Genomic DNA, 25,541 nt, shown 5'->3' on the forward strand with positions numbered 1-25,541 from the left:
GTCGGAAGCTTGACGACGTGACGACGCCTGAGACAACCGACGCCGTAGCTGCCGCCAGCGAACTCCGGAAGCCGGGCCGGGCCCCGCGCCGGCGTGTGCACCGGGCCTGGTTCGTCGCCGCCGTCGCCTTCGTGACGATCATCGGCGCCGCGGCCTTCCGCTCCCTGCCCGGCCTGCTCATCAACCCTCTCCACGATGAATTCGACTGGTCACGCGGCACGATCAGCGCGGCCGTCTCCGTCAACCTCGCGCTGTACGGGCTGACGGCACCCTTCGCCGCCGCGCTGATGGACCGCTTCGGCATCCGGCGGGTCGTCGCGGTGGCCCTCGCGGTCATCGCACTCGGCTCCGGTCTGACCGTGTGGATGACGGCCGCCTGGCAACTGATGCTGTACTGGGGCCTGTTGGTCGGCCTCGGCACCGGTTCGATGGCACTCGCCTTCGCGGCGACGGTCACCAACCGCTGGTTCACCGAACGCCGGGGCCTGGTGACGGGCATCCTGACCGCCGCCTCGGCCTCCGGCCAGCTGATCTTCCTGCCGCTGCTGTCGTGGATCATCGAGACGTACGACTGGCGCCCGGCCGCGGTGACGGTGTCCCTGGCGGCCCTGACGGTCATCCCCTTCGTCTGGCTGCTGCTGCGCGACCACCCGGCGGACGTGGGCCTGAAGCCGTACGGGGCAAAGGAGTTCGTGCCGAAGCCGGCCCCGGTGCAGGGCGCGGCGCGCCGCACGGTGAAGGTCCTGTTCTCGGCGATGCGCACGGGCCCGTTCTGGCTCCTGGCAGGCACCTTCGCGATCTGCGGAGCCTCGACGAACGGCCTGATCCAGACCCACTTCGTGCCCGCCGCCCACGACCACAACATGCCCATCACGGCCGCCGCCTCGCTGCTCGCGGTCATCGGCGTCTTCGACGTCGTCGGCACGATCGCCTCCGGCTGGTTCACCGACCGCTACGACCCGCGCCGCCTCCTGGCGGTGTACTACGCGCTGCGCGGCGTCTCCCTCCTGTTCCTCCCCCTCCTGCTCGCCCCGACCGTCCACCCTCCGATGATCTTCTTCATCGTCTTCTACGGCCTCGACTGGGTCGCCACGGTCCCACCCACCGTCGCCCTGTGCCGCGAGCACTACGGCGACGACAGCGCGATCGTCTTCGGCTGGGTCCTCGCCTCCCACCAGGTCGGCGCGGCCCTCGTCGCCTTCCTGGGCGGCATGGCACGCGACGTCTTCGGCTCGTACGACGTGGTCTGGTACGCGTCGGGGGCGCTGTGCGCGGCTGCGGCGCTGATGGCGCTGGTGATACGGCGGCGGCCGGTGGGCGGGGTGGTTGCGGCCTGAGCCTGCCCTGCCGTGGTGAACTGGGCGCGCGTGCCGAGGGCTGCTGCCCGGCGGTATGCGCCCGCTGCGCGACAAGGACGCTGCCGACGACGAGTGACGTCGTACGGCGGCGCGTGGAGGTCGCCACCATCCTGACCTAGGCGTCCGGGCTGGCCAGAGCCCCGGAGCTGGTTCCGCGAGTCGTCACACCGGCCGGGGCCGTTACGGCTTCGCGGACCCGCTCGGCGGCCCGTCGGCGGGCCCGGTACGCCTTCTGTCGGCAGGCGAGGCGGTCGTAGAGGGCGTCCCGGCGGTGGCCGCGACGGCGGCGTACCCCCGCGGTCGGTCAGCGGGCGGTGAGCCCGGTGAGCAGGAGGGCGAGCCATCGGGCGCGGGCGGTGGGTGGCTGGTCGGCGGGGAGGGTGAAGAGCATCAGGTACAGGTCGTCGACGGTGAAGTCGGCGCGCAGACCGCCCTGGGCTTGTGCGGTGCGGATGAGCCGGCCGAGGGCCTGGGTGACGCGGGTCTCCACCTCCTGCATGGCGGGGTGGGCTGCGTGGTCGGCGCCGAGCGCGTACGCGGCTGCTTTGACGGCGCGGTTGTGGGCGACGGTGTCCATCACGCGGCTGAGGAAGCCGGTGAGCTCCGCCATGGCGGGTGAACCCTGGCTCTCGCGTTGCAGGCACTCTTCGGCGTCGTCGGCGAGTGTTTCGAACGAGGCGGCGACCACGGATGCGACCAGGTCGCTCTTGTTCGGGAAGTGCTTGTACAGGGTTCCGACCGCGACGCCCGCAGCAGCGGCGATCTGCTCCATCGACACCTCGGGCCCGTGCTCGGTGATCTGCTCATGCGCCGCGGTCATGATCCGGGCGCGGTTGCGGGCCGCGTCGGCACGCAGCGGTCGGGGTGAGGTCATGGAGCCCTCCGGGACCATTTGACGAAAGATGAATGATGCTTCACTCTACAACATGAAGCATTATTCACTTTACGGAGGTTGATCATGGCCAGCACGACCGACCGGTGGACCGAACAGGACATCCCTGCCCAGGACGGCAAGGTCGCCGTCGTCACCGGCGCCAACAGCGGCCTCGGGATGCAGACCGCGCGGGCCCTGGCCGAGCATGGCGCGCACGTCGTCCTCGCCGTGCGCAACCTCGACAAGGGCCGCGAGGCCCTCGCCCGCATCAGCGAGCGTGCCCCGGGCGCCAAGCTCAGCCTCCAGCGCCTGGACCTCGCCTCCCTCAAATCGGTACGCGCGGCCGCCGATGAGCTGCACACGGCGCATCCGAAGATCGACCTGCTCATCAACAACGCGGGCGTGATGTTCACACCCCGGCAGAAGACCGAGGACGGGTTCGACCTGCAGTTCGGGGTCAACCACCTCGGGCACTTCGCGCTCACCGGCCTGCTGCTGGACCTGATGCTGCCCGTGCCCGGCTCCCGGGTGGTCACCGTCAGCAGCTTCGGCCACCGCATCCGGGCCGACATCCACTTCGACGACCTGCAGTTCGACCGCTCCTACAACCGGGTTGTCGCCTACGGTCAGGCCAAGCTGGCCAACCTGATGTTCACCTACGAACTCCAGCGCCGCCTCGCCCCGCACCACACCACCATCGCCGCCGCCGCGCATCCCGGCGTGTCGGATACCGAACTCACTCAGAACATGAGCGGCCTGGTGCGCAAGGGGTCCGAACTGGTCCAGCCTCTGCTGACCCAGCCGGCCGCCATGGGAGCGCTGCCCACCCTGAGGGCGGCCACCGATCCCGCCGTCACCGGAGGCCAGTTCTACGGCCCCAACGGCGTGGGCGGAACCCGCGGATACCCCGAGGTGGTCGCCTCCAGCAAGAAGTCCCACGACACGGCCGTCCAGCAGCGCCTGTGGGCCGTGTCCGAGCAGCTCACCGACGTCCGGTTCTCCGTCTGAGGCCTCCACCCGCGATCCGGCCGACCAGGAGGAGAGAGTCGGCCTGCGCTGCTACTCGCGGGCCCCGGAGGGCCTTGGCCGACTATGCCCCTGGCGGCGTGGGCGCCGGGACGGCGGTAGGGCACACCGGTGACAGCAGGGTCAGCGGCGCGCGTCGCCGGGTGCGAGCAGGCTGGTGACCTCGGCGATCGCTTCCGCCGACGGGTGGAAGTAGCGCCGTACGTTCTCCGGCTTCTTGTGCCGGGACTTGGCCATCAGCATCGGCAGGCTGGCCCCGGCCTCGCCGAGGTGGGTGAGCCCGGAATGCCGGTATTCGTGCAGGTCCCAGCCCGTGCCCGGTACGCCGCCGATGGCCGTGTGCGCATCCAGCAGGGCGCGGGCCTGGCCGTAAGACAGCCGGACCAGCCCGGTGTCCGGGCACACGTCACACGGCGCGATGACCTTGCCGGGACCCGGCTTGCGGTGGGTGACGAACACCGGCCCCCGCGTACGGCCCTTGATCAGCCGGGGCAGCAGGCGGGCGGTACCGGCGTCCCAGTACACGGGCTCCAGGACGTAGTCCTCGTGCGTAACGCCGCGGCGGCGGGTGCGCGGCTTCGCGCCCTTGGCCTTCACCGGAGCCCGGCGCCCGGCGAGGTCCAGCTCCTCGATGTTGACGCCCAGGATCTCCTCCGACCGCGCGACGGTTTCGTAGAGCATCCGCCACAGCGTCTTCTCCCGGAGATGGACGTCGCGGCGGGCGATCAGCCGGTCGACCGCCATCTTCGAGCGGGCCGGAGTCTCCGAGTCCGGCGGGGGGATCCGCTTCACCCAGGCTGGCACCTTCGGGCCGTCGTACCCGCGCTCGGCACACCAGCCCAGCCAGGACAGCACCGCCGCCCGGCGGGCGTTCCACGTGTTGGCCGCCGCCTCGCCCCACAGCTGTTCGAGGGCGCCGCCGATCTCGTTGTCCGCGACGGTGGCGAGCGGGCGGGCCTCGCCGAGGTGTTCGGCGGTCTTGCCGACGCCGATTCCGTACGACCGGAGCGTGTTCGCGTTTGTCCAGCGAGTCGAGGAACACGTCGGCCGCCGCGCGGACGGTCAACGCCTTCCCGGCGGGCAGTCGTACGACAGCGGGCACCGCTTCCCCTTGCCACAGATAACGGGGCCGCTTCGCGCACGGCCCCGAGAACGTCGCCGCAGATAATAGGGCGTTATCTGCGGGAAGACTTCGGAGCCTCCCCGTTGCCGACGCACCGTCAGCCGCCCACCAGGGCCGACAGATCCTTAGCGCCGGTTTTCGTTCCGATGTTCCTCAACCCCCGACCCGTGCTGGAGGATTACCTCCATGCTGATCGCGACGAACGAGGCCGGGCGCGTGGTGAGGAAGCCGTCGAAGCCGGTGATGGGCACGATGCTGGCCAACCTCCGTCGCGGTAACGCGCATCTGGTTCTGGAGCGCGTGGAGGACGGCCTGGAGGGCAGCTGGTACGTCCAGGTACGGCTGCGTGACGACAACACGTACCAACTCGAATACCGGGACGGCGTCGCCGCCGAGCACCACCAGACGCGGACCGTCTCCCAGGAGAAGGTCCTGGACGCCATGCTCGGCTGGGCTGCCGGTAAGGCGGACTGGCGCAACGGCTTCATGTGGAACAACATCGGTGCGCAGTTCGAGGTCGGTGACGATCAACAGCAGGGCTGACATCACCTTCGGCGGGCAAGCTCAGTCTCTGGGCGGCCAAGGCGTGCGACCTGCGTTTGGACGCTGAGCCACGTAACAGATGGCTTGGATCTGCTGCCCGTCACCGTAGCGGTGCGTGGCCTGGCCGGTTCTGAGCCAGCCGAGGCGTTCGTAGAGGCGGATGGCGGCGGTGTCCTTGGCCATGACGTCCAGGACGAGGCGGCGGTTGTGGTGCCGTGCGTGGTGCATGGCGGTTCGGACGAGTCGTTCGCCGAGGGCCTGGTTCCGTGCGTCCCGGACGACGAACAGGCGGGCCAGGACCGCGATGTGCTGTACGTCGTCCCCGCTCTGTTCGGCCCACAGGGTCACGGCGTCCTCGCCGCGCGGGCGCATCACCGCTACGTGGCCGACGATCCGCCCGCCGGCCTCGGCGACCCAGGAGGCGAGTACGTCGTCCGACCGCAGCCATGCTTCCGGGTGGGCGACGCCCTCGACCGGGTATCCGTCGGTGGCGTGGACGTCCGTCAGGGCCGCTGCCGCGCCGGGGAGGTCCGTGTCGTCGTAAGGGCGGATGGTGGTGATGCTGTCCATGCCGGGCTCCTGCTGGGTTCGGCGTTCACTCGACGGGCAGTTCGTAGAGCAGGCCGGTGCGGTCCGCGCGGTGCACGTACCGGGACACCTCGAACGGCTCGCCGTCCTGGTCCAGGCTCGTGTGGAGGACCTCGATGACGGGGACGCCGGAGGGCAGGGCGAGGACGGCTGCTTCGGCCGGTGTCGGCATGCGTGCGGTGATCTCGTCCCGTACGCGGGTCATGACGTGGCCGAGTTCTTCGAGCCGGCCGTAGATCCCGTCCTTACCGGTGTTGGGCTGGGTGAGGGGTGTGCTCTGTGCTTCGTCCCAGTGGAGGTACGTCGACACGATCTGGACAGGCTCGTCGTCGGCGAAGTAGTGGTTCTCCCGGTGCAGGACGCTTTCGTCGTCGGCCGGGACGCCAAGGCGTTCGGCGATGTCCTGGGGCGGACGCTCCCGGGTGATGCCGACGACGTCGACACGGGCCTCTTTGCCCTGGCGCCTGGCTTCGAGTCGGAAAGGTGTGAGGCCCGTTTCGCGGTGGGCGCGGGAGTAGCGGTCGCTGCCGAAGCGAAGGAGCCGTTGCGGCTCGCGTACGAAGACACCGCTTCCGTGACGGGCCGTCACCAGCCCTTCTTCGGCGAGGAGTCGGATCGCCTCTCGGGCTGTGTTGCGGGCGGCTCCGTACTGCTGGGCAAGGGTGCGTTCGGACGGCAGTTTGTCGCCGGGCGCGAGGTGTCCGGCCTTAATGGCGGCTCGTAGCTCTTCCGCGATGCGCCTGCTCGGCGGTGGGTTCGGAGAGTGGCCGGGCGTCGTCATGACCGCAGCATAACAACTGGCTTGAGCCAGTCGCTTGACGCGGGCGACCGCTCGTAGCCAGACTGGCTTGAGCCAGTAACCGGCCGTGGCTGGCCGGACCGACGATGCCGGGGCGGTGCCCTACCGCCAAGCAGACACACCGCCCCGGTTCCCTCGGAAGGGACCCTCCATGATGCACGTGACGCCGACGGCTGCCCACCCCGCCCGGGTGAGCCCGTGACCTACGACCGAAACGCCTGCTCCGGGCCTCTCGTCGGACTGCGGCTGCTCCCCTGGGAGAGCGATACCGGCAAGCCTTGTTTCCTTGCCGCAGGTGGCGCCCCAGGCCCGTTGTCCCGGCTCGCAGACGAGATCGAAGCGGACCAACTCCGCGACGGAGCAAATGTTCTTGGGGGTGCGAGGGCGGTCCTGGACGACCTCAAGGCCGGCGAGGACACTCTGCGTCGCGCTCTGCGGGCCGTTACGCAGGTACTCGGTGACGTGCTCCGCGTAGCCGACAGCCGGGGTGCCCGACTGCCCGAGCCGGAGGGCGACTTCGAGGCCGGCGGTCAGGAGGACTGGGGTGGTGGGCGCCCATGAGCACAACGACCACACCTGCTCTTTCCGTCGAGTGCACGGTGGGGCGCGAGCCGGACTACGCGGACATGCACGCACGGTGTCGTCAGGTTGAGGATGTGCCGATGCCGCACGGGAGGGGCATCCTGCTGGTGCCGCGCTGCCGGTGCTGGTGTCATCCGCAGCAGCCCGGCGACCCGGGTGGCTCGGGATCAGACGAACCGGCCCCGATGGAACAGTAGCGGCGGCCCGTCCCTCTCGCTCGTCCCCAAGGCGTCCACCCGCCCCACGACGATCAAGTGGTCGCCGCCCGTGTGTACCGCCTGGATCGTGCAGTCGACCCAGGCGGGGGCGCCCGCGAGGCGTGGGGAGCCGGAGGCCGGGGCCGGGTTGTAGGTGACGCCCGCGAACTTGTTGGTGCCGCTCATCGCGAAGCCGCGGCACAACTCGGCCTGGTCGGCGGCCAGTACGTTGACGCAGAAGACGCCGGCGCGGGCGATGAGCGGCCACGTCCTCGACGTACGGCCGACCATGAAGACGACGAGGGGCGGGTCGAGGGAGAGGGCGGCGAAGGACTGGCAGGCGAAGCCGGCGGGGGTGGTCTCGCCTTCGGCGGGTGGTGCGGTGATGACGGTGACGCCGGTCGCGAAGTTGCCCAGTACGCGCCGGAACTCGGCCGGGGCGACCGGCGCCCGCTCGTCCTCGCCGACCGCCCTTAAGGACGGCGGGGGCAGCGCCTCGACGGGGCCCGCGACCGGGGGCGCCACTGTCGGCGCCCCGACCGACCTCAGATAACGGACGGCAGCCGCCGCCATTCCCGCTTGACCCAACATAGGTTCCATTGGAACTGACGGAGCGTCAGAAGTGAAGCCCCGCAAGGCAGTCAGCTCCCGTGGTGACGAGCGTTCATGGGCCCTCTCGCCGCCCTCATCGCTGTTCCCCGGCCCAGTACGCGGCCCGCACCTTCCCCTCCGCGAAGTCCCGGCGCGGCAGGCGCAGGCCGAGGGACTCCTCCAAGGCGTGGAAGTACAGCTGGAACGTGTTGGTCAGTTCGGGGTGGTCCAGCTCGGCACGGCGCACGGCCCGGTTGAGGAAGTTCAGCTCGCCGCCCCGCAGATAGGGGGCGCGACCGCGTTCGTACCAGATCAGCTCCAGCGCGCCCCAGTCGTCGTCGACGCGGCGACCGTCCCGCATGTAGTCGAAGGTGTAGATGGCCTTCGCGGCGGTGGCGGTCAGCCACACGCTCTCCTTTATCCCGAGCGCCGCGTACGCCTCCTTGTCGTCGAAGGCCCCCGGCGGTGTGTCGTGGTGCAGCAGGAACGTCCAACCGCCCGCCTGCCCGAAACAGCAGCTCTCCCACTGGCGGTCCCAGTGGGCCCGGCCGTTGTCCACCGCCTGTAGGTCCTTCAGTCGCGTACCGGCTGCGACATGCGCGGGATCGGCCCCGTACAGCAGAGCCAGCCGCTCGGCGTCGACGGTCTGCCCGGGGGCCGCGCGGAAGAAGGAAAGGACCGTGTACGGGTCCTGCTCACGCCAGGACCTGGCTATCCAGGCGAGCCCCTCCAGCGGGTCGCGCCCGCACGCCTCGACCGTCCCCGTGTCGTCCAGACCGCCACCGCGGAACCGTCTGCCCCACGTCGAATCGATCCGGTCCAGGGCGTTGGCCACCTCGTCGAGGCTGCCGCAGCGTCGTTGCACCGCGGCCTCGGTGATCAGGTACAGCGCCTGGTCGAGGTCGCGGGTGGCGAAGACCTCCCGGTAGGGACCGCGACGGCCGCGCACGGTGCCGTTCTCGTCCAGCAGCAGGAACAGGCCGTCGTCCTCCGACGCCTCGGCGCGCTGGGCCCACTCTCTCAACTCGTCGGCCGAGAGCGCCACGGGCGGCAGCCCGACCTCGTCGAGCAGGGCGTGCCGCGCGGCCGTCCGCTGCCATGCCTCCGCAAGCGTCTGCTGGGTGATCTCCATGACGTCAATGTAGAAGGAGGCACTGACAATGATGGTGGTACGCAGGTTCTGGTGGCCGTGACCTGATATCAGCTTGGTCAGAAGCCGTCAGTTCCCGTTGTAGCGCGGGCTTCGCCGCTCCACGAAGCTTGCCACCCCTTCCCTCGCGTCGGCCGTCGTCATGTTGATCTCCTGGGCGGTGGCCTCGGCGGTGAAGGCGGTGGCGCGGTCGGAGTCGAGGGAGGCGTTGACCAGTTGCTTGGTGAGGGCGAGGGCCCGGGTCGGGCCGGTGGCCAGGCGTTCCGCCCACTCGCGGGCCGTCTTGTGGAGGTCCTCGGCCGGTACGACCCGGTTGACCAGGCCCAGGCGTTCGGCGTCCGGGGCGGTCAGCGCGTCGCCGAAGAACATCAGCTCCTTCGCGCGCTGCGGGCCGATCAGCCGGGGGAGCAGATACGCGCCGCCGCCGTCGGGGACCAGGCCCCGGCGTACGAACACCTCGATGAACCGGGCCTGTTCGGCGGCCAGGACCAGGTCGCAGGCCAACGCCAGGTGGGCGCCGAGGCCGGCCGCCGTGCCGTTCACCGCCGCGATGACCGGCTTCTCGCAGTCAAGGACCGCCGAGATCAGGCGCTGGGCGCCGAGGCGGATGACCCGGGCCACGTCACCGGCGATTCGGTCGCCGCCCGCCGCGCCGCCCCGCAGGTCCGCGCCCGTGCAGAAACCGCGGCCCGTGCCGGTGAGGACGACGGCTCGTACGGCGGGGTCGGCGGAGGCGTCCGAGAAAAGTTGGATGAGGCGTTCTCGCTGGTCAGGGGTGATGGCGTTGAGGGATTCGGGGCGGTTGAGAGTGATCCACGAGACCTGATTGTCAGTGGCGTGCAGTACCAATGAATCAGCTGGCTCGGCGGATTTTTCCGGCTCTACGGGACTTTCCGGCGTGCTGGATTCTTCGGGGGAGGAAGTCATGTGGATGTTGTCGCTCCGTTTCCTGGGGTGGCTAGGGCAGTGGCTGGACGGAGGCCGGGTCCGGCCCCGGGCCGCACACCGCCAGCGCGTCCAGCGCCACCGCTCCCTGACCCCTGGGCAGCACCATCAGCGGGTTGATGTCGAGCTCCGCCAGCTCGTCCCCGAGTTCCAGCGCCATGCGCTGCACCCGCATGACGACTTCGACGAGCGCGTCCAGGTCGGCCGGGGGGCGCCCCCGGACCCCGTCGAGCAGGGCCCGGCCGCGCAGCTCGGTCAGCATGTCCCGCGCCTGCTCCTCACCGAAGGGCGGCACGCGTACGGCGGTGTCCCGCAGGACCTCCACGAGCACGCCGCCGAGCCCCACCGTCACCGTCGGCCCGAACAGGTCGTCGTGGGTGACGCCGACGACCATCTCGACGCCCCGCTCGACCATCTGGCACACGAGTACGCCGTCCAGGTCCACGCCCTCGTAGCGGGCGATGTCGGTCAGCTCGCGATAGGCGTCGCGGACCTGGCTGGCCGAGGTCAGCCCGATCTTCACCAGCCCGAGTTCCGTCTTGTGGGCGATCTCGCCGCCCGACGCCTTCATCACCACCGGGTAGCCCACCAGCCCCGCCGCCCGGACGGCCGCCGCCGCGCTGGTCACCAACTGCTCGCGCGGCACCCGGATTCCGTATGCGCGCAGCAACAGCTTGGCGGCGTGCTCGCTCAGTGCCTGGCCGGGGCGCATCAGCGCCCGCGCCTTGCGGAAACTGGGCGACGGGGTGCGCGGTGCCTCGTCGAAGGGGGAGCGGTACGAGGCGGTGAACCGGGCGTGGTCGAGGTGGGCGCGGACGGCGCTCACACAGTTCGCGAAGGTGCGGAAGGTGGCCACACGGGAGGAGCCGAGCAGGGTCTCGCGGTACGCCGCCTCCGTGCCGACCGGCGATCCCCAGATCACGCACACCAGTTTGTCCGTCTGTTCCGCCGCGTCCACGAGGTCCTGCGCGAGCTTGTCGCTCATCGGGGGGAAGGGGCCGGTGATCGGGCAGACCAGTACGCCCACCTCCGGGTCGGCGAGGATCGCATCGATGATCTTCCGGCCGCGCCAGTCGCCGACCGGGTGTCCGCCGCTGTCGACCGGGTTGGCCACGTTCAGGTAGTCGGGTATCCACTGGTGCAGCTCGGTCTGTCTGGCGGCGGACAGGGACGGCAGGCGCAGGCCGGCCTCCGTCGCCAGGTCCGCGAAGTGCGCGCCCGTGCCGCCCGAGATCGAATAGACGGCGACCCCGTCGGCGACCGGAGGGCGGGCGCGCGCCAACAGGGCTGAGGTGTCCTGGAGTTGGTCGAGTCCGTCGACGCGGATCACGCCGTACTGCCGCATCGCCGCGTCCACCACCGTGTCGGCGCCGGTCAGTTTGCCGGTGTGGGAGGCGGCGGTGCGGGCGCCGGTCTCGGTGCGGCCCACCTTGACCGCGACGACCGGGACACCGCGCCGGGCGGCCCGGTCGGCGGCGAGGAGAAAGGAACGGCCGTCCTTCAGGCCCTCGACGTAGCAGGCGATGGCGCCCACTTCGGGCCGCTCGGAGAAGTACGAGATGAAGTCGGCGGTCTCCAGATCGGCCTCGTTGCCGGTGGGGGCCCAGTGGGAGAGGCGGATGCCCAGTTCCTGGAGGGCGAAGACGGGGCGGCCCTGGTGGCCGGACTGGGTGATCAGGGCGATCGCCGGGCCGTCGAGGTCTTCGCGGAAGTTCTCGAAGGCGTTGAGATTGGTGTTGGGGCCGAGGAGGCGCAGGCCGCCGCGTCGGACGGCGGCCGTCAGCCGGGCCTGTGCCTCCGCGCCCGCCTCGCCCGTCTCCGCGAACCCGGAGGCGAAGGCGACGGCGAACTTCACCTTGGCCTCGGCGAGTTGCTCGACAACGGGAAGGGGGTCGGCGACCAGGAGTACGGCGAGATCGACCTGTTCGGGCAGGTCCGCGACGGAAGGGAAGCAGGGGATGCCGAAGACGGCCTCGCGGGTCGGGTGCACCGGGTGCAGCCGGGCGCCGACCCGCTCGGCCCACGCCAGCAACTGCCGGGTGATACCGGTGTTCGGCCGCCCCTCGGCGTCCGAGGCACCGACCACCGCCAGGGACTCGGGCCGGAAGAAGCGGTCGAGATCGGGCACGCCGGCGTACAGCGGCCGGCCGCTGACGTCGAGATCGTCGACGTCGGCCGGCCTGCCGTGCACGACCGGCGAGGGCTGCTCGCCGCAGGCGATGACCCGGGCCCGGCGGGAGTCGGTGGTGAGGGTGCCGTGGGTTGATCCAAGCATCGGTCCACCCGATCCTGTGTGACAGCCAATTAACTGACGCTCTGTCAGATTACTGAACTGACACCGTGTCAGGAACCGGCGTGCACGCAGAACCTGCGGCGGGGTCCTGGAGCGGACCCGCCCCGACTCGCCCCGACCCGCCCCCACTCCCGTGCGGCGGCCTGCCTCCTACTTCCTGCTTGCTGCTACCTACTTCCGTGCGGCGGGCTGCTGTCGTGCAACCGCCTTCGCGATGCGCACCGCGTCGATGGCCAGTTCCCGGAGCATCCCGCTGATGGGGTTGGTGTAGCCGGTGAAATAGAGCCCGGGCGCGTTCTTCGGGGTGTGGGGCCCGTGGACGACCGGTCGGCCGCGGGCGTCGAGCACGTCGAGGTGGCCGACGAGGGTGTCCAGGCCCCGGAGATAGCCGGTGGCCGCGATGACGGCGTCAGGTCCGAGGCGTTCGCCGTCGGCGAGGACGACCTTCCCGTCCTCGAACGACTCCACGGCGGCCACGATCTCGACCCGCCCCTTCCGTACGGCGTCGATGAGGCCGACGTCCTGGACGGGGATCGAGCCGTCGTTGACGCGCGAGTACAGCCCGGTGTCGGGGCGGGACAGCCCGTGGGTGGACAGGTCGGGCACGCTCAGCTTGGCCATCGGCCCCGCGAGCCGGTCGACGAGGCGCACCGGCAGCCGTCGTACGACGATGCCCGTGAACTGGGCCGCCCAGCCGGCCGTGGACCGCCGCACGATGTGCGGAGCGGTACGGACCGACAGCCGTACCCGCGAGGCCCCGCCCTCGACGAGGTCGACGGCGATCTCGGCGCCGGTGTTGCCGACGCCGACGACGAGGACGTCACGGCCGGCGTAGGGCGCGGAGTTGCGGTAGTCGGCGGCGTGCAGCAGTTCGCCGCTGTATGTGTCGCGCCCCGGCCAGTCCGGAATCCGGGGCGTGTGGTTGTGCCCGGTGGCGACGACGACCGCGCTGCCGGTCAGCTCGCGCCCACCGGTGGCGTGCAGGAGCCAGCCGGTGCCGTCGGCGGTCCGCTCGACCCGGGACACCTCGACGCCGGTGACGACCTCCAGCTCATGGTGCTCGGCGTACTTGTCGAGGTACCGCACCACGTCGTCCCGCGACACCCAGCGCCCGAAGGAGCGCGGCATCGGCAGCCCCGGCAGCGAGGACAGCCGCCGGGTGGTGTGCAGATGCAGCCGGTCGTAGTGCCGCAGCCAGGACGCCCCGACCCGGTCGGCCCGCTCCAGCACGACAGCCCGCACACCCTGGGCCCGCAACGCGTACGCGACGGCGAGACCACCGGGCCCGCCGCCGATGACGTACACGGGGGCTGGTGGTGACGCGGGCGGTGTCGGTGAGTCGGTCATGTGCCTGAGCGTATGCATTTGCCCACTTGATGGGTCTCGGTCAAGCCCGGAATTGGTTGCGGATTGATCACGGGTGTGGGAGGAGTGGGTGGGGCTGGTGACGTAGAGGGCTCGGACTGTGCCGGAACGGTGACCGGGGGGAATCCGTAAGGAGTACAGTCCTTAGGGGTGCAATCCTAAGAGTTGCACCCTCGGGTGTGAGGAGTGGGCATGCAGTCACCTACAGGGCGCGAGGGGCGCAGCAAGCCGTCGCACGTCTTCGACCGCGGTACCGAGTGGGACGGGCTCACTGCCTTCGTGGGTCGGACCCAGCCGCACGCGATGCTCGGCATCGTGAGCGGCAGGCGGCGCATGGGGAAGACCTATCTGCTGCGGGCGCTCGTCGAACGGCACGGCGGGTTCTACTTCGGGGCGACGGCGGGAACCGCGACGGAGTCCCTTCGCCAGTTCGGCGCCGCCCTGGCGGAACACGTGGGCTCGCCGGTGGGCTTCTCGTTCGCCACCTGGGACGACGCGATCTCCTACCTGTTCGTGATGGCCGTACCCGGCAAGGGGGGGCTACGAGGGGGCGGTGGGTCGGACCTGCCCTGTCTCGTCGTCATCGACGAGTTCCCGTACCTGGCGAAGACCGCGCCGGAACTTCCCTCGCTCATCCAGCGGGAGATCGACCGTTTCCAGGCGACGGAGAGCCGGATGCGGCTGCTCCTGTGCGGTTCCGCGATGTCCGTCATGGGCGGGCTGCTGGCCAGCACCGCGCCCCTGCGCGGCCGGGCGCAGCTCGAACTCGTCGTCCGGCCCTTCGGGTACCGGGCGGCGGCGGACTTCTGGGAGGTCGCCGACGATCCCGCGCTCGCCGCGCGGCTGCACGCCGTCGTGGGTGGCACGCCCGCGTACCGCCGCCAGTTCCTCGCGAACGATGTTCCGGCGAGTCTCGGTGACTTCGACGACTGGATCTGCCGCTCGGTCCTCTCGCCGCTGAGTCCCCTCTTCCGGGAGGCGAGATACTTGCTCGCCGAAGAGGCCGACATACGGGATATTGCGCTCTACCACTCGGTTCTCGCCGCCGTGGCGCAGGGCAACACGACGCGAGGCGGTATCGCCGGCTACATCGGCCGGAAGTCGGTCGACATCTCGCATCCCCTCAATGTCCTGGAGGACAGCCACCTCCTGACCCGCGAACTGGATGTCTTCCGGGCCGGGAAGTCCCAGTACCGGATCACGGAACCCCTGATCAACTTCTACGAGGCCGTCATGCGCCCCGCGTGGGCACGGCTGGAGAGCGGCCAGGCCGAGGAGGTCTGGTCCCGGTCTGCTGAGCGCTTCGCGGCCCAGGTTGCCGGGCCGCACTTCGAGGCGGTGTGCCGTGAGTACGTGCTCGGGCCCGGCCGCTCCCTGCTCGGCACGTCTCTGGGTGAGGTCGGCGGCGGTGTGGTGACCGACCCGAAGGAGCGCCGCCAGATCCAGATCGACGTGGCCGTGCTCGAACCGGGGTCCGGCGGGAATCCGCCCTCGGCCGCCCTGCTCGGTGAGGCGAAGTGGGGGACCGTCATGGGAGTCGGTCACCTGGAGCGGCTCGGCCGGGCCAGAGAACTCCTCGCCGGCCGGGGAACGGACACCACGCGCTGCGTACTGGCCTGCTTCAGTGGCGCGGGCTTCAGCGACGCCCTACGCGCCGAGGCCGCGCGCATCGGAGGCGTACTGCTGGTGGGTCTCGACGAGTTGTACGGACGGTCCATGCCGGCCGGAGCCTTCGAGTGAGATTCCGGCAAGCGTGCGCACCTTGCGTGTGCGCCGCCCGTGCGCTGAACTGACGTACCGTCAGTTCATAGCAGCCGCAAGGGAGTCCGCGCACATGAGCACAGAAACGGGCACCGGCACAGGTGGGGGCGCAGGGCGGTTCGACGTGCCCGAGATCGATGCCTTCACGCGGGTCTACTGGGATGCGGCGGCCGAGGGGCGGTTGCTCGTGCGGCGCTGTGGGGGGTGTGGACGGGCTCATCACTATCCCCGGGAGTTCTGCCCGTACTGCTGGAGCGAGGACGTGGAGTGGGAGGCCGCGAGCGGGCTGGCCACGCTCTACACCTGGTCCGTCGTCCACCGCAACGACCTGCCGCCCTTCGGGGAGCGCACGCCCTACGTCGCCGCGGTCGTCGACCTCGACGAGGGGCCGCGGATGATGACGGAGGTGGTGGAGGCTGCGGGCGACCGGCTGTGGGCCGGGATGGGGCTGGAGGTCGCCTTCCGGGAGGGTGTGCCCGTGTTCCGTCCCCGGGGTGGGAGTCGTACTCCCGTACGGGCTTCAATGGGCTGATGGCCCACATCCATGAGCGGTCCTTCGCTCACCCTCTCCCCGAGTTTCCCGAGCTGTTCGGTGACGGACTCCGGTTGCGGCAATGGCGCGCGCACTCCGACGCCGACGTCGACGCGTGGCTGCGCGGGCTGACCGATCCGGACTTCCGGCGCTGGAACACCCCGATGAAGCCGGTCACCGACCTCGACAGCGCCCGGGACTCGCTCGGCACCCGCTCGGGGACCGCCGAGGACGGCACCCGGGTCTCCTTCTGCGTCACGGACGTCGCCACCGGCGCGATACTCGGCCACCTCGGCGTCAACGACATCGACCCCTTCATGCGCAACGCCCACATCGGCTACTGGGTCCTCCCCGAGGCCCGCGGCAGACGCGTCGCCACCCGTGCCCTCGCCCTCGGCGCGCGCTGGGCCTTCGACGGCCTCGGCCTGCACCGCCTGGAACTCGGCCACGCCCTCGGCCACGACGCCTCCTGCCGCGTCGCCGAACACTGCGGATTCCGGTACGAGGGGACCCTGCGCGGCGCGATGTTCGAGGCGGGGCGGCACGACGTGTTCCGGGACGTGCATCTGCACGGCCGGATCGCGGGGGACCCGGAGGCGGCGGCCGAGGTGGACGGGGGAGCATGAGTCCATGCGTTCCGATGAGGGGAATCCCGGTGCGTGGCAACTGGTGGGCGGGCTCGACGAGTTCCTGCGCCGTGCCGGCGACTTCCTGCTGTCCCAACCCGTCCTGCACACCGTCGCGTTGAGAGTGACCGACGAGCTGCGCAAGCGCGGGCCGTATGTGTACGGGCCCCGGGAGCCCGTCTTCGGTGTGCTGGAGCGCGCGGGCGCGGTGACGGCCGCCTTCTTCCGTACGCCGCCCCACCGGCTGCAACTCACCCCGCTGACCGGCGCGGAGGCCGAGGCCCTGGCCGACTTCCTCGCCGCCCTCGACGAACCGCTGCCCGGCGTCTCCGGGGTCCACGACACGGCCGCCGCCTTCGCCGGGGCCTGGCAGCGCCGTACGGGGGTGACCACCACTCCGTACAGCCGTCAGCGTCTGTACCGTCTCGGCACCCTCACCCCGCCCGAACCCGCCCCGCCCGGCCGGGCCAGGGTCGCGGTCGCCGCCGACCGGGAGCAAGTGGCGTGCTGGTACGGGGAGTTCAGCGAGGAGGTCGGCGCACCGCCGGCCCCGGACGGCGGCCTCGGCTGGGCCGACGACCGCATCGCGTTCGGCGGCATCACCCTCTGGGAGGGCCCCGACGGCCCCGCTTCCATGGCCGCGGCCACCCCGGTACTGGCCGGCACGGTCCGGCTCGCGGACGTCTACACCCCGGCCCGTCTGCGCGGTCGCGGATACGCCGGAGCCGTGACCGCCGCGGTGAGCCGGGCCGCGTCGGCGGCGGGCGCGGCGGAGGTACTCCTCTTCACCGACCTCGCGAACCCGACCAGCAACGCCCTGTACCAGCGCCTCGGTTATCGGCCGGTACGGGATTTCACGGTGTACCGCTTCGAGGCACCCGCAACCGGCCTTACGGCCACAGCAACTCCTTGAGCCAGCCCGAACCCGCGTCCGTACGGCGGTAGTTGAGCCGTACGTGGCGGCGCTGGGCGTCTCCCTGGAAGAACTCGACCTCTGCCGGGCGCAGGCGATAGAGCGTCCAGGTCGGGGCGGGGGCGTCCGGCTCGCGCTGCGCCCGTTCCCAGGCGGCCTGCGAGGCGTCGGCCAACTCGCCCAGGGAGCCCAGTACTTCACTCTGGCGGCCGGTCAGCGCGGCGGCCAGGGCTCCCGTCGAGCGGGCGTGCAGGTCCGCCTGTGCCTCGGGGGAGGGGGCGGACTCGACGGGCCCGCGCAGCCGGATCTGCCGGCCCAGCGCCGGCCAGTAGAAATGGAGTGCCGCATACGGCCGCGCCGCCAGGTGCCGGCCCTTGCGGCTCCCGGAGTGCGAGGCGAAGGACCAGCCGTCGGCGTCGGCGCCGTGCAGCATCACGGTGCGTACGTCAGGCCGCCCCTCGGCGTCCGACGTGGCCAGGGACATGGTGTGCGGCTCGGGCTGACCGGCGGCCACCGCCTGAGCGAACCAGGTGGTGAACAGGGCGAGCGGTCCGGCGGGCGCCGCGTCCGGCTCGAAGGCGGGCAGCGCGGTGACCTCGGGGGCCCACACCCGCAGGGTCCTGAGCAGCTCGTGAAGATCCGGTTCCGGTTCCAGTTCCATGGGACGAGTATCGCCGGTACGGGTGTCCCGCCCCGGTGCTGCACGGCCCGGCGTACGTATCAGTTGGCGTACGCGTCCGCCGGGCCGTACAGAGCCGTCGGGGCGCCGGTCGTCAGGGCCCAGTAGCGGTCGCCGTACGACCAGTGCCACCACTCCGTGGGGTAGTTGGCGAAGCCTGCCGTGGTGAGCGCGGCCGACAGGGTGCGGCGGTTGGCGCGGGCGGTGGGGGAGATGCCGGGGGCGGCCGTGTAGCAGGCGCCGTCGCTCTCCTCCGGGCTCGCGTTCACCGGGGTGCCCAGGTCGAGTTCCGTACCGGAGTCGGTGCACAGGGTCAGGTCGACGGCGGCACCCGCGACATGCGGGCCGATCTCCGGCGGGGAGAGCGAACGGCTCGCCTGGGTACGCACATACGGCTCCGGCCAGTCGGGGTGCGCCGCGCGCAACTCGGCCTCGTACCTGGCGAAGTACCGCTGCTGGAGGCCGAGCGGACGGTAGCCCTCGGTGGCCAGCAGGCGCAGGCCCTCGGGCAGCAGTTGGGCGGCCCGGGTCAGACGCGCGGCGGCGCCCTCGCGGAGCAGGGCGTAGGCGCCGACCGGGTCGGCGAGTCGGGTGTCGACGCGCAGGTAGGGCAACTCCCTGAGATCCACCAGCGGTTCACCGCATTCCCGGACCGGGATGTCGGCCACACGGGAGTCGTTCATGAGGATGATCTCGGGCATGTCCGTCCTGTGGGAGCGGGAGTGGGAGTGGGAGTGGGAGTGGGATGAGAGGGGAGGGCCGGGCGAGCGGGCTCCGGGGACGGTCTGGTGACCGTCCCCGGAGATCCCCCGTCGGTTGGGCTGTCCCGCGGCTCGTTACCGCTTCTTGGGCGACACGTAGCCGACGACGCGACCGGACGCGGTGTTGGTCCGCTTCTTCTTGATGTAGACGCCTTCCGAGCCGCTGGAACCGTCCTTGGTGGTGTTGCCCTCAATGGTCGTCAGCTTCTTGGTGTTCTTGTCGTAGCCGACGACGATGCCGATGTGGTCGACGTCCCAGCCGTTGTTCCCGAGGCTCGGCGAGGTGCCGTTCCAGTCGTAGAGGACCGCGTCGCCGACCTTCGGGACGTAGGAACCGCGTGCGTGCCAGGTGCCGATGGAGTTGCGGGCCCGGTAGAACGAGCCGGCCCACGCGTCGGTGTTCTTCGTCTTGGCGCCGGAGTTCTTCCAGACGTAGCGGACGAAGTCGGCGCACCAGTTGTTGGTGCGCCACTGCAACCCGCCGACCTTCTTGCAGTTGCGGATCTCGCCGCTCTTCGGGTCGGTGGCGACGGCGCTGTAGTAGTTGCAGTTGTCGGCCTTCTCGCGGTTGCGCGGTGACATCGTCACCTGCTTCTTCGCCGTCTTCGAGATGGCCGTCTGGAGCTGTGTCAGCCCCGCTGCGGCCGACGGTGCGGCCGAGGGTGCGGCCGGCGGAGTCAGCGCCTCCGCCTGCGCTGTCAGCGTCCCGCCCGCGAGGGCCGAGATCAGCAGGACGGTGGCGGCGGTGCGCCGGGCGGGCGTCTTGGTCGTGCCGGCTGTGCTGGTTGTGCTGGGCATTGGAGGTCCCTTCCCCGTTGATTCCCCGTTGGTGCCGGGGGAGTTCGGGCTGTTCTCCCGTTCCCCTCCGACACCACGAAGCTTCGCGGGGGCCGCTTCAACTTCCCTGTAAGTCCCCTTCAAGCCTCTTCAGGCACCTTCAAGTCCCTTCAGGAGCCGACCGGTTCACGCGATTCCCGCGCCTCCCGCGCCTCGTGCGCGACGAACACCCCGACCGCCTCCGCCCGCAGGGCAGCCGCCTCCCGCTCGTCGCCGAGGGCGTCCCGCAGGGCCGCGAGGGAGCGCAGGGCGCGGGCCCGGGGAAGGGGCAGGTCCAGGGCGCCCCACAGGGCGACGGACGCCGAGAGGTGGGTCTCCGCGTCGGTCAACTCGTGTGCGGCGAGGGCGCATTCGCCGAGGGTGCGGTGTACCAGTGCCTCGCCGTACCGGTCGCCGTACCGCCGGCACACGTCGAGCAGGCCGGCGAGGTCCGCCGCCGCTTCCCGGGTCCGGCCCAGCCGCAGGCGTGCCTTCGCCCGGGCCTGTGCGGCGTACGCGCTCATCAGGTCGTCGCCGAACTCCCGCAGCATCGTCAGGGATCGGCAGAGCAGCTCGTCGGCCGCCTCGTAGTCGCCGCGCGCCCGGTGCAGCATCCCGTATGTCCGCAGGGCGAGCGCCTCACCGCGCCGGCTGCCGAGGCGGCGGTAGGAGGTCAAGGCCTCGTCGAGGAGTGCGGCGACGGTGTCGAACTCGCCGAGTTCGAGGTGGGACAGCGCGGCGTGCCGGCAGGCGACGCCGAGCCCCGCCGGGTCGTCGAGCTGCCTGAAGTTCTCGATGGCGCCGGTGAGTTCCCGCACCGAGTCCCGCAGCCGGCCCTGCTCACGGTAGGCGCCGCCCAGGCCCGCGAGAGCCGTTGCGTGTCCCCGTACGTCGCCGAGCCCCGCGCAGAGTACGGCGGCCTGCCGGAAGTTGCTCACGGATGTGGTGAAGTCGTCCTGCTCGTACCGGAGATGGCCGAGACCGACGAGCAGCCGGGCCTCCCCGGCATGGTCCTCGGCCCGGCGTACGGCGGCCAGCGCCGCCTCGTGCGTACGCGACCACGCGTCGAAACGGTTGCTGACGAGGTACGCGGACGAGCACAGGGTGGCGGCGGCCTCGCAGGCGAGGGCGTGCAGGTCCATGGCGGCGGCTCGTTCGACGGCGACGGCGATCGCACCGGACTCCGCCTCGAACCACCGGGCCGGGTCGGCCAGTGCCGGTCCGGCGGCCCGCTCGCCGACCGGCCACAGCGTGCACGGGTCCTGGAGCACCACCTCGCCGGAGGGTGCCGCGGCGGTCGCCCGGCCGGTGAGCCACAGCCAGCCGCCGAGCGCCCGGCCGAGGGCGGCGGCCCGCTCGGCGTGCGAGTCCTCGGCCTCGGCGCGCTCGGCCGCGTACACCCGTACGAGGTCGTGCAGCCCGAAGCGCGGCTGCCCCGCCGGGTCGGTCCCCGCGAAGTGCAGCAACTGGGCGTCGATGAGCTGCTCCACGATGTCCTCGCCGCCCTCCGCCTCCGGTACGTCGAGCAGCGCGGCCGGTACCCAGGGGGCCACGTCGGACGCGCCGAGCAGGCCGAGCCGGCGCAGAGCGGTACGGGCGGGGGCGCCGAGGGCGTCGTAGCTCAGGCCGAGTCCGCTGCGTACCTCCAGGTCGCCGACGGCGAGTTCGTCGAGGCGGCGGCGTTCGTCGGCGAGGCGCTCGGCGAGGACGCCGGGCGTCCAGTGGCTGCGGGTCGCGAGGCGGGCCCCGGCGATGCGCAGGGCCAGGGGCAGCCCGCCGCACAGGGCGACGATGCGCCGCGCCGCGTCGGGTTCCTTGCGGATGTGCGCGTCGCCGGCGATCCGGGCGAGCAGTTCGATGCCCAACTCCTCGTCGAGAACATGGAGTTGGGTGAGGCCTCCACCGCCGAGGCCCGCCAGCCGGGCCCGGGACGTGATCAGCACGCCGCAGCTCGCGCCGCCCGGCAGCAGTGGCCGTACCTGCGCCTCGCTGCCCGCGTCGTCGAGGACGAGCAGGATGCGGCGCCGGGCGACCAGGCTGCGGAACAGGTCGCCGCGTTCGGCGAGGCCCTCGGGCGGATCGGCGCCCAGCGCGCGCAGCAGCCGGCCCAGCACCTCGGCGGGCGGCACCGGATCGCTGAAGCCGTGCAGCTCGGCGTAGAGCTGGCCGTCGGGATAGGCGGCGGCGAGCCGGTGTGCGACCTGCACGGCGAACGCGGACTTCCCGATCCCGCCGGGGCCGGACACGACCGCGACCGGCATCGCCTCGCGGGGGTGGCCGGACAACAGGGCTTCCACGTCGGCGAGTTGACGAGTCCGGCCCGTGAAGTCACCTATGGCGGGCGGGAGGAGGGAGGCGCGGGGCGGCGGTACCGCGTCAGGCGGGGTGCTGTTGCGGCCGTCCACTTCCGCCGGTTCCGCCGGTTCCGCTGCTTCCTTCGCTTCCTTCGCTACCTTCGTTTCCGTCGGCTGCTCCGAGGCGCCCCGGCCGACGGTCCCCCCGACCATGGCGACGACCGGCATCAGCTTCTCGTCCGACCGCAGGATCGCCTCGTACAACTGCCGCAGCTTCGGGCCCGGATCGATGCCGAGTTCGTCGGCGAGTACGGCACGGCCCTCTGCGTACAGCGCGAGCGCATCGGCCTGGCGGTCCAACCGGTAGAGGGCGAGCATGAGTTGGCCGCGCAACCGTTCGCGGGTGGGGTGGGTGCCGACCAGGGCGGTCAGTTCGGCGGCCAGGTTCTGCTCGTGGCCCGGCACGGCGAGGTCGGCGGAGATCCGGTCCTCCAGGGCGGCCTGGCGTGCCTCCTCCAGCCGTCCGGCCTCCGTACGCAGCGCCTCGCCGACCCCGCCGAGAGCCGGGCCGCGCCACAACTCCAGTGCATCCCGAAGGAGTTGGGAGGCGGCGTGGTGGTCGCCGGAGGCCGTGTGGTCCCGTCCGAGCGCGGTGAGCCGCTCGAAGTCCGCGAGGTCGGTCCGGGCGCCGGCTGTGTGGAGCAGATATCCGGGCGGGCGGGTCTCGATCGGATCGGCGCCCGAGCCGGGGCCTGGGGGCAGCGCGCGGCGCAGGCCGGAGATGTACGTCTGGATCAGTGCCCGTGCCGTGTCCGGTGGGTCGTCGCCCCAGACGGTGTCGATCAGTGCGCGGGTGGAGACGACCCGCCCGGGGCGCAGCAGCAGCGTGGCGAGCAGGGCGCGTGGCTTGGGGCCGCCGAGCGGGAGGCGGTGGCCGTCGTCGCGGGCCTCGACCGGGCCTAGCAATCGGTATTCCAGGTTCACCGAGCCCCCCATTTCTGCACACATCGTGCACATGTCAATTCCGGGCAGAATTGGCATCGTATGCATCGGGTTCGCGGGAGGTCACGGAGAACACGCGAGGGCGCGGCTGGTAAAGGTGACGAAAAACGTCCAGGTCGGCCCGTACGGGCCGACCTGGACGTCATCGTTCAACGAACCAGCGGATCAACGAACCAGCGGATCAGACGAGGTCGAACCGGTCCGCGTTCGACACCTTGGCCCACGCCGCGACGAAGTCCTTGACGAACTTCTCCTTGGCGTCGTCGCTCGCGTAGACCTCGGCGACCGCGCGCAGCTCGGAGTTCGAGCCGAAGACCAGGTCGGCACGGGTACCGGTCCACTTGACCTGGCCCGAGGCGTCGCGGCCCTCGAAGGTGTTCTGGTCCTCGGACGTGGCCGTCCACTCCGTACCCAGTTCGAGCAGGTTGACGAAGAAGTCGTTCGTCAGCGTGCCCGGGGTGTCGGTGAAGACGCCGTGCGAGGTGCCCTGGTGGTTCGCGCCGAGGACGCGCAGGCCGCCGACGAGGACGGTCAGCTCGGGGGCGCTCAGGTTGAGCAGGTTCGCCTTGTCGAGCAGCAGGAACTCGGCGGGGAGGCGGTTGCCCTTGCCGAGGTAGTTGCGGAACCCGTCGGCGGTCGGCTCCAGGGCGGCGAAGGACTCGACGTCCGTCTGGTCCTGCGTCGCGTCCACGCGGCCCGCGGTGAAGGGGACCTCGATGTCGAAGCCGGCGTCCTTGGCCGCCTTCTCGACGCCCGCGGCGCCCGCGAGGACGATCACGTCGGCGATCGAGACCTGCTTGCCGCCGGACTGCGCGGCGTTGAAGGACGACTGGACGCCCTCAAGGGTGCGCAGCACCGTGGCGAGCTCGTCCGGGCTGTTGACCTCCCAGGCGGCCTGCGGCTGCAGGCGGATGCGGGCACCGTTGGCGCCGCCGCGCTTGTCGCTGCCGCGGAAGGAGGACGTGGCGGCCCAGGTGGTGGAGACCAGCTGGGACACCGTGAGGCCGGAGGCGAGAATCTGCGCCTTGAGGGCGGAGACGTCGGCGGCGTCGACGAGCTCGTGCGTCACCGCGGGCAGTGGGTCCTGCCACAGCAGCGTCTCGGACGGGACCTCGGGGCCGAGGTAGCGGACGACCGGGCCCAGGTCACGGTGGGTCAGCTTGAACCAGGCGCGGGCGAAGGCGTCCGCGAACTGGTCGGGGTGCTCGTAGAAGCGACGGGAGATCTCCGCGTACGCCGGGTCGAACCGGAGCGAGAGGTCGGTCGTCAGCATCATCGGGGGCTTGGACTTCGACGCGTCGTGGGCGTCCGGGATGGTGCCCGCACCCGCGCCGTCCTTGGCGACCCACTGGTTGGCGCCGGCAGGGCTGGTGGTCAGCTCGTAGTCGTACTCGAAGAGGTTCTTGAAGAAGCCGTGGCTCCACTGGGCCGGCGTGCTCGTCCAGGTGACCTCGAGGCCACTGGTGATCGCGTCGCCGCCCTTGCCGGTGCCGTGCGTGCTCTTCCAGCCGAAGCCCTGCTGCTCGATCGGGGCGGCCTCGGGGTCGGCGCCGACAGCGTCGGCCGGGCCGGCGCCGTGGGTCTTGCCGAAGGTGTGGCCACCGGCGATGAGGGCGACGGTCTCCTCGTCGTTCATCGCCATACGGCGGAACGTCTCGCGGATGTCGCGGGCCGCGGCGAGCGGGTCCGGGTTGCCGTTGGGGCCCTCCGGGTTGACGTAGATGAGACCCATCTGGACGGCGCCGAGGGGCTCCTCCAGCTCACGGTCGCCGGTGTAGCGCTCGTCGTCGAGCCAGACCTTCTCGGGACCCCAGTACACGTCCTCGTCGGGCTCCCACACGTCCGCGCGTCCGCCGCCGAAGCCGAAGGTCTCGAAGCCCATCGACTCCAGGGCCACGTTGCCGGCGAGGATCATGAGGTCGGCCCAGGAGAGGCTCTGGCCGTACTTCTTCTTGACCGGCCACAGCAGACGGCGGGCCTTGTCGAGGTTGCCGTTGTCCGGCCAGCTGTTCAGGGGGGCGAAGCGCTGCTGACCGGCGCCGCCGCCACCGCGGCCGTCGCTGATGCGGTAGGTGCCGGCGCTGTGCCAGGCCATACGGATCATGAACGGGCCGTAGTGCCCGAAGTCGGCCGGCCACCAGTCCTTGGAGTCCGTCAGCACCGCGGCGATGTCCTGCTTGACGACAGGAAGGTCGAGGGTCTGGAACGCGGCGGCGTAGTCGAACTCCTCGCCGAGCGGGTTCGACACGGCGGGGTTCTTCGCCAGGATCTTCAGGTTCAGCTGCTCGGGCCACCACTGGCGGTTGCCGCCGCCCTGAGTCGGGTGCGGGGCGCGCGTGTGCGCGACCGGGCAGCCACCACCCGTGCCCTCGGTTTTCGCGTCGGTGACGATCGCATCATGGTTCTCAGACATGGGAATCCTTCCGGACGGGGCAGATCTCGGTGCTCAGGAACTGCGTGCTCAGGAACTGGGGGGTGAGGAGACGGTCGGGCAGGGAGCCTCGTCCACGGTTCGACGCGGCGGGGGAGCCCCGCCGCGGGGAGCGCGTGGAGGATGCCACACACGCCGTCACGTCGCTTCTGTCTCCTGCCGTACTGGAGTCTCTTCCTGTCCCTTGGCCATCGCCGTAACCGATCCTACAATGGACAAGGTCCAAGTCAAGAAGCGTGACAAATCCATATCCTATCGGAACCCAGACGTCCACTGGTAAAATCCGCGTATC

The 25,541-nt window shown here is 71.0% G+C and carries 21 protein-coding genes and 1 pseudogene; 8 read left to right on the plus strand and 14 right to left on the minus strand.

Translation table 11 applies throughout. From position 1 onward, the window contains the following. The first annotated feature begins 17 nt into the window (after nucleotides 1-17). Nucleotides 18-1,337, plus strand: a complete 1,320-nt coding sequence (locus tag ACH4TV_RS38855) for an MFS transporter (RefSeq protein WP_398406046.1) — start codon at nucleotides 18-20, stop codon at nucleotides 1,335-1,337. Between the two features lie 325 nt (nucleotides 1,338-1,662). Here ACH4TV_RS38855 and ACH4TV_RS38860 read toward each other — a convergent pair whose 3' ends face one another. Next, nucleotides 1,663-2,232, minus strand: a complete 570-nt coding sequence (locus tag ACH4TV_RS38860; protein WP_327691411.1) for a helix-turn-helix domain-containing protein — start codon at nucleotides 2,230-2,232, stop codon at nucleotides 1,663-1,665. 84 nt (nucleotides 2,233-2,316) lie between these two features. Between ACH4TV_RS38860 and ACH4TV_RS38865 the strand changes: the two genes are divergently transcribed. Then, nucleotides 2,317-3,240: an SDR family NAD(P)-dependent oxidoreductase gene (locus tag ACH4TV_RS38865; protein WP_398406047.1), complete on the plus strand. Its 924-nt coding sequence runs from the start codon at nucleotides 2,317-2,319 to the stop codon at nucleotides 3,238-3,240. 141 nt (nucleotides 3,241-3,381) lie between these two features. Here the strand turns inward: ACH4TV_RS38865 and ACH4TV_RS38870 are convergent. After that, nucleotides 3,382-4,360: pseudogene (locus ACH4TV_RS38870) on the minus strand (tyrosine-type recombinase/integrase). A 207-nt stretch (nucleotides 4,361-4,567) separates the two neighbouring features. On the opposite strand from ACH4TV_RS38870, the gene ACH4TV_RS38875 reads away from it, so the two are divergent. Further along, nucleotides 4,568-4,924 (plus strand): hypothetical protein, encoded by a 357-nt coding sequence (locus ACH4TV_RS38875; RefSeq protein ID WP_398406048.1) that lies wholly within the window; start codon nucleotides 4,568-4,570, stop codon nucleotides 4,922-4,924. 21 nt (nucleotides 4,925-4,945) lie between these two features. Here the strand turns inward: ACH4TV_RS38875 and ACH4TV_RS38880 are convergent, their stop codons facing one another. Together ACH4TV_RS38880 and ACH4TV_RS38885 are read right to left on the minus strand one after the other, a co-directional pair. Further along, nucleotides 4,946-5,494, minus strand: coding sequence for a GNAT family N-acetyltransferase (locus ACH4TV_RS38880; RefSeq protein WP_398406049.1), 549 nt, complete (start codon nucleotides 5,492-5,494; stop codon nucleotides 4,946-4,948). A 25-nt stretch (nucleotides 5,495-5,519) separates the two neighbouring features. Then, nucleotides 5,520-6,293 (minus strand): GntR family transcriptional regulator, encoded by a 774-nt coding sequence (locus tag ACH4TV_RS38885; protein WP_398406050.1) that lies wholly within the window; start codon nucleotides 6,291-6,293, stop codon nucleotides 5,520-5,522. A gap of 216 nt (nucleotides 6,294-6,509) precedes the next feature. On the opposite strand from ACH4TV_RS38885, the gene ACH4TV_RS38890 reads away from it, so the two are divergent. Next, nucleotides 6,510-6,872 (plus strand): hypothetical protein, encoded by a 363-nt coding sequence (locus ACH4TV_RS38890; protein ID WP_398406051.1) that lies wholly within the window; start codon nucleotides 6,510-6,512, stop codon nucleotides 6,870-6,872. Between the two features lie 188 nt (nucleotides 6,873-7,060). Here ACH4TV_RS38890 and ACH4TV_RS38895 read toward each other — a convergent pair whose 3' ends face one another. From ACH4TV_RS38895 to ACH4TV_RS38915, 5 genes are all read right to left on the minus strand, one after another. Further along, on the minus strand, nucleotides 7,061-7,681 hold the full coding sequence (locus tag ACH4TV_RS38895; protein WP_398406052.1) for a flavin reductase family protein: 621 nt from the start codon (nucleotides 7,679-7,681) through the stop codon (nucleotides 7,061-7,063). Between the two features lie 94 nt (nucleotides 7,682-7,775). Then, nucleotides 7,776-8,813 (minus strand): hypothetical protein, encoded by a 1,038-nt coding sequence (locus ACH4TV_RS38900; RefSeq protein WP_398406053.1) that lies wholly within the window; start codon nucleotides 8,811-8,813, stop codon nucleotides 7,776-7,778. Nucleotides 8,814-8,900: 87 nt separating this feature from the next. After that, nucleotides 8,901-9,758, minus strand: a complete 858-nt coding sequence (locus ACH4TV_RS38905) for an enoyl-CoA hydratase/isomerase family protein (RefSeq protein WP_398406054.1) — start codon at nucleotides 9,756-9,758, stop codon at nucleotides 8,901-8,903. Between the two features lie 31 nt (nucleotides 9,759-9,789). Beyond that, nucleotides 9,790-12,051: an acetate--CoA ligase family protein gene (locus tag ACH4TV_RS38910; protein ID WP_398406055.1), complete on the minus strand. Its 2,262-nt coding sequence runs from the start codon at nucleotides 12,049-12,051 to the stop codon at nucleotides 9,790-9,792. A 189-nt stretch (nucleotides 12,052-12,240) separates the two neighbouring features. Continuing rightward, complete coding sequence (locus tag ACH4TV_RS38915) at nucleotides 12,241-13,416, minus strand: flavin-containing monooxygenase (protein ID WP_398406056.1); 1,176 nt, start codon at nucleotides 13,414-13,416, stop codon at nucleotides 12,241-12,243. 210 nt (nucleotides 13,417-13,626) lie between these two features. Between ACH4TV_RS38915 and ACH4TV_RS38920 the strand changes: the two genes are divergently transcribed. The 4 genes from ACH4TV_RS38920 (at nucleotide 13,627) to ACH4TV_RS38935 (ending at nucleotide 17,266) form a co-directional block, all read left to right on the plus strand. Beyond that, nucleotides 13,627-15,174 (plus strand): ATP-binding protein, encoded by a 1,548-nt coding sequence (locus ACH4TV_RS38920; RefSeq protein WP_398406057.1) that lies wholly within the window; start codon nucleotides 13,627-13,629, stop codon nucleotides 15,172-15,174. A 94-nt stretch (nucleotides 15,175-15,268) separates the two neighbouring features. Next, nucleotides 15,269-15,727, plus strand: a complete 459-nt coding sequence (locus tag ACH4TV_RS38925) for a Zn-ribbon domain-containing OB-fold protein (protein ID WP_398406058.1) — start codon at nucleotides 15,269-15,271, stop codon at nucleotides 15,725-15,727. Then, nucleotides 15,727-16,353: a GNAT family N-acetyltransferase gene (locus tag ACH4TV_RS38930; RefSeq protein WP_398406059.1), complete on the plus strand. Its 627-nt coding sequence runs from the start codon at nucleotides 15,727-15,729 to the stop codon at nucleotides 16,351-16,353. Before ACH4TV_RS38925 ends, ACH4TV_RS38930 begins: the two co-directional genes overlap by 1 nt. Nucleotides 16,354-16,357: 4 nt before the next feature. Then, nucleotides 16,358-17,266 carry a GNAT family N-acetyltransferase gene (locus tag ACH4TV_RS38935; RefSeq protein ID WP_398406060.1) on the plus strand — a complete coding sequence of 303 codons (909 nt, stop codon included), beginning with the start codon at nucleotides 16,358-16,360 and terminating at the stop codon, nucleotides 17,264-17,266. Here the strand turns inward: ACH4TV_RS38935 and ACH4TV_RS38940 are convergent. From ACH4TV_RS38940 to katG, 5 genes are all read right to left on the minus strand, one after another. Beyond that, nucleotides 17,244-17,927 (minus strand): pyridoxal 5'-phosphate synthase, encoded by a 684-nt coding sequence (locus ACH4TV_RS38940; protein ID WP_398406061.1) that lies wholly within the window; start codon nucleotides 17,925-17,927, stop codon nucleotides 17,244-17,246. The two genes, ACH4TV_RS38935 and ACH4TV_RS38940, sit on opposite strands and share 23 nt — an antisense overlap. Nucleotides 17,928-17,986: 59 nt before the next feature. Then, complete coding sequence (locus tag ACH4TV_RS38945; protein ID WP_398406062.1) at nucleotides 17,987-18,646, minus strand: M15 family metallopeptidase; 660 nt, start codon at nucleotides 18,644-18,646, stop codon at nucleotides 17,987-17,989. A 135-nt stretch (nucleotides 18,647-18,781) separates the two neighbouring features. Then, a complete protein-coding gene (locus ACH4TV_RS38950) occupies nucleotides 18,782-19,504 on the minus strand; it encodes a CHAP domain-containing protein (protein WP_398406063.1) in 723 nt (240 codons plus the stop codon). 149 nt (nucleotides 19,505-19,653) lie between these two features. Next, a complete protein-coding gene (locus ACH4TV_RS38955) occupies nucleotides 19,654-22,800 on the minus strand; it encodes an AfsR/SARP family transcriptional regulator (protein WP_398406064.1) in 3,147 nt (1,048 codons plus the stop codon). A 199-nt stretch (nucleotides 22,801-22,999) separates the two neighbouring features. Further along, nucleotides 23,000-25,231, minus strand: coding sequence for a catalase/peroxidase HPI (gene katG / locus ACH4TV_RS38960; RefSeq protein WP_398406065.1), 2,232 nt, complete (start codon nucleotides 25,229-25,231; stop codon nucleotides 23,000-23,002). Between the last annotated feature and the right edge of the window lie 310 nt (nucleotides 25,232-25,541).

Origin of the sequence: Streptomyces sp. NPDC020898, from assembly GCF_044333925.1 — a bacterium.
GTDB lineage: Bacteria > Actinomycetota > Actinomycetes > Streptomycetales > Streptomycetaceae > Streptomyces.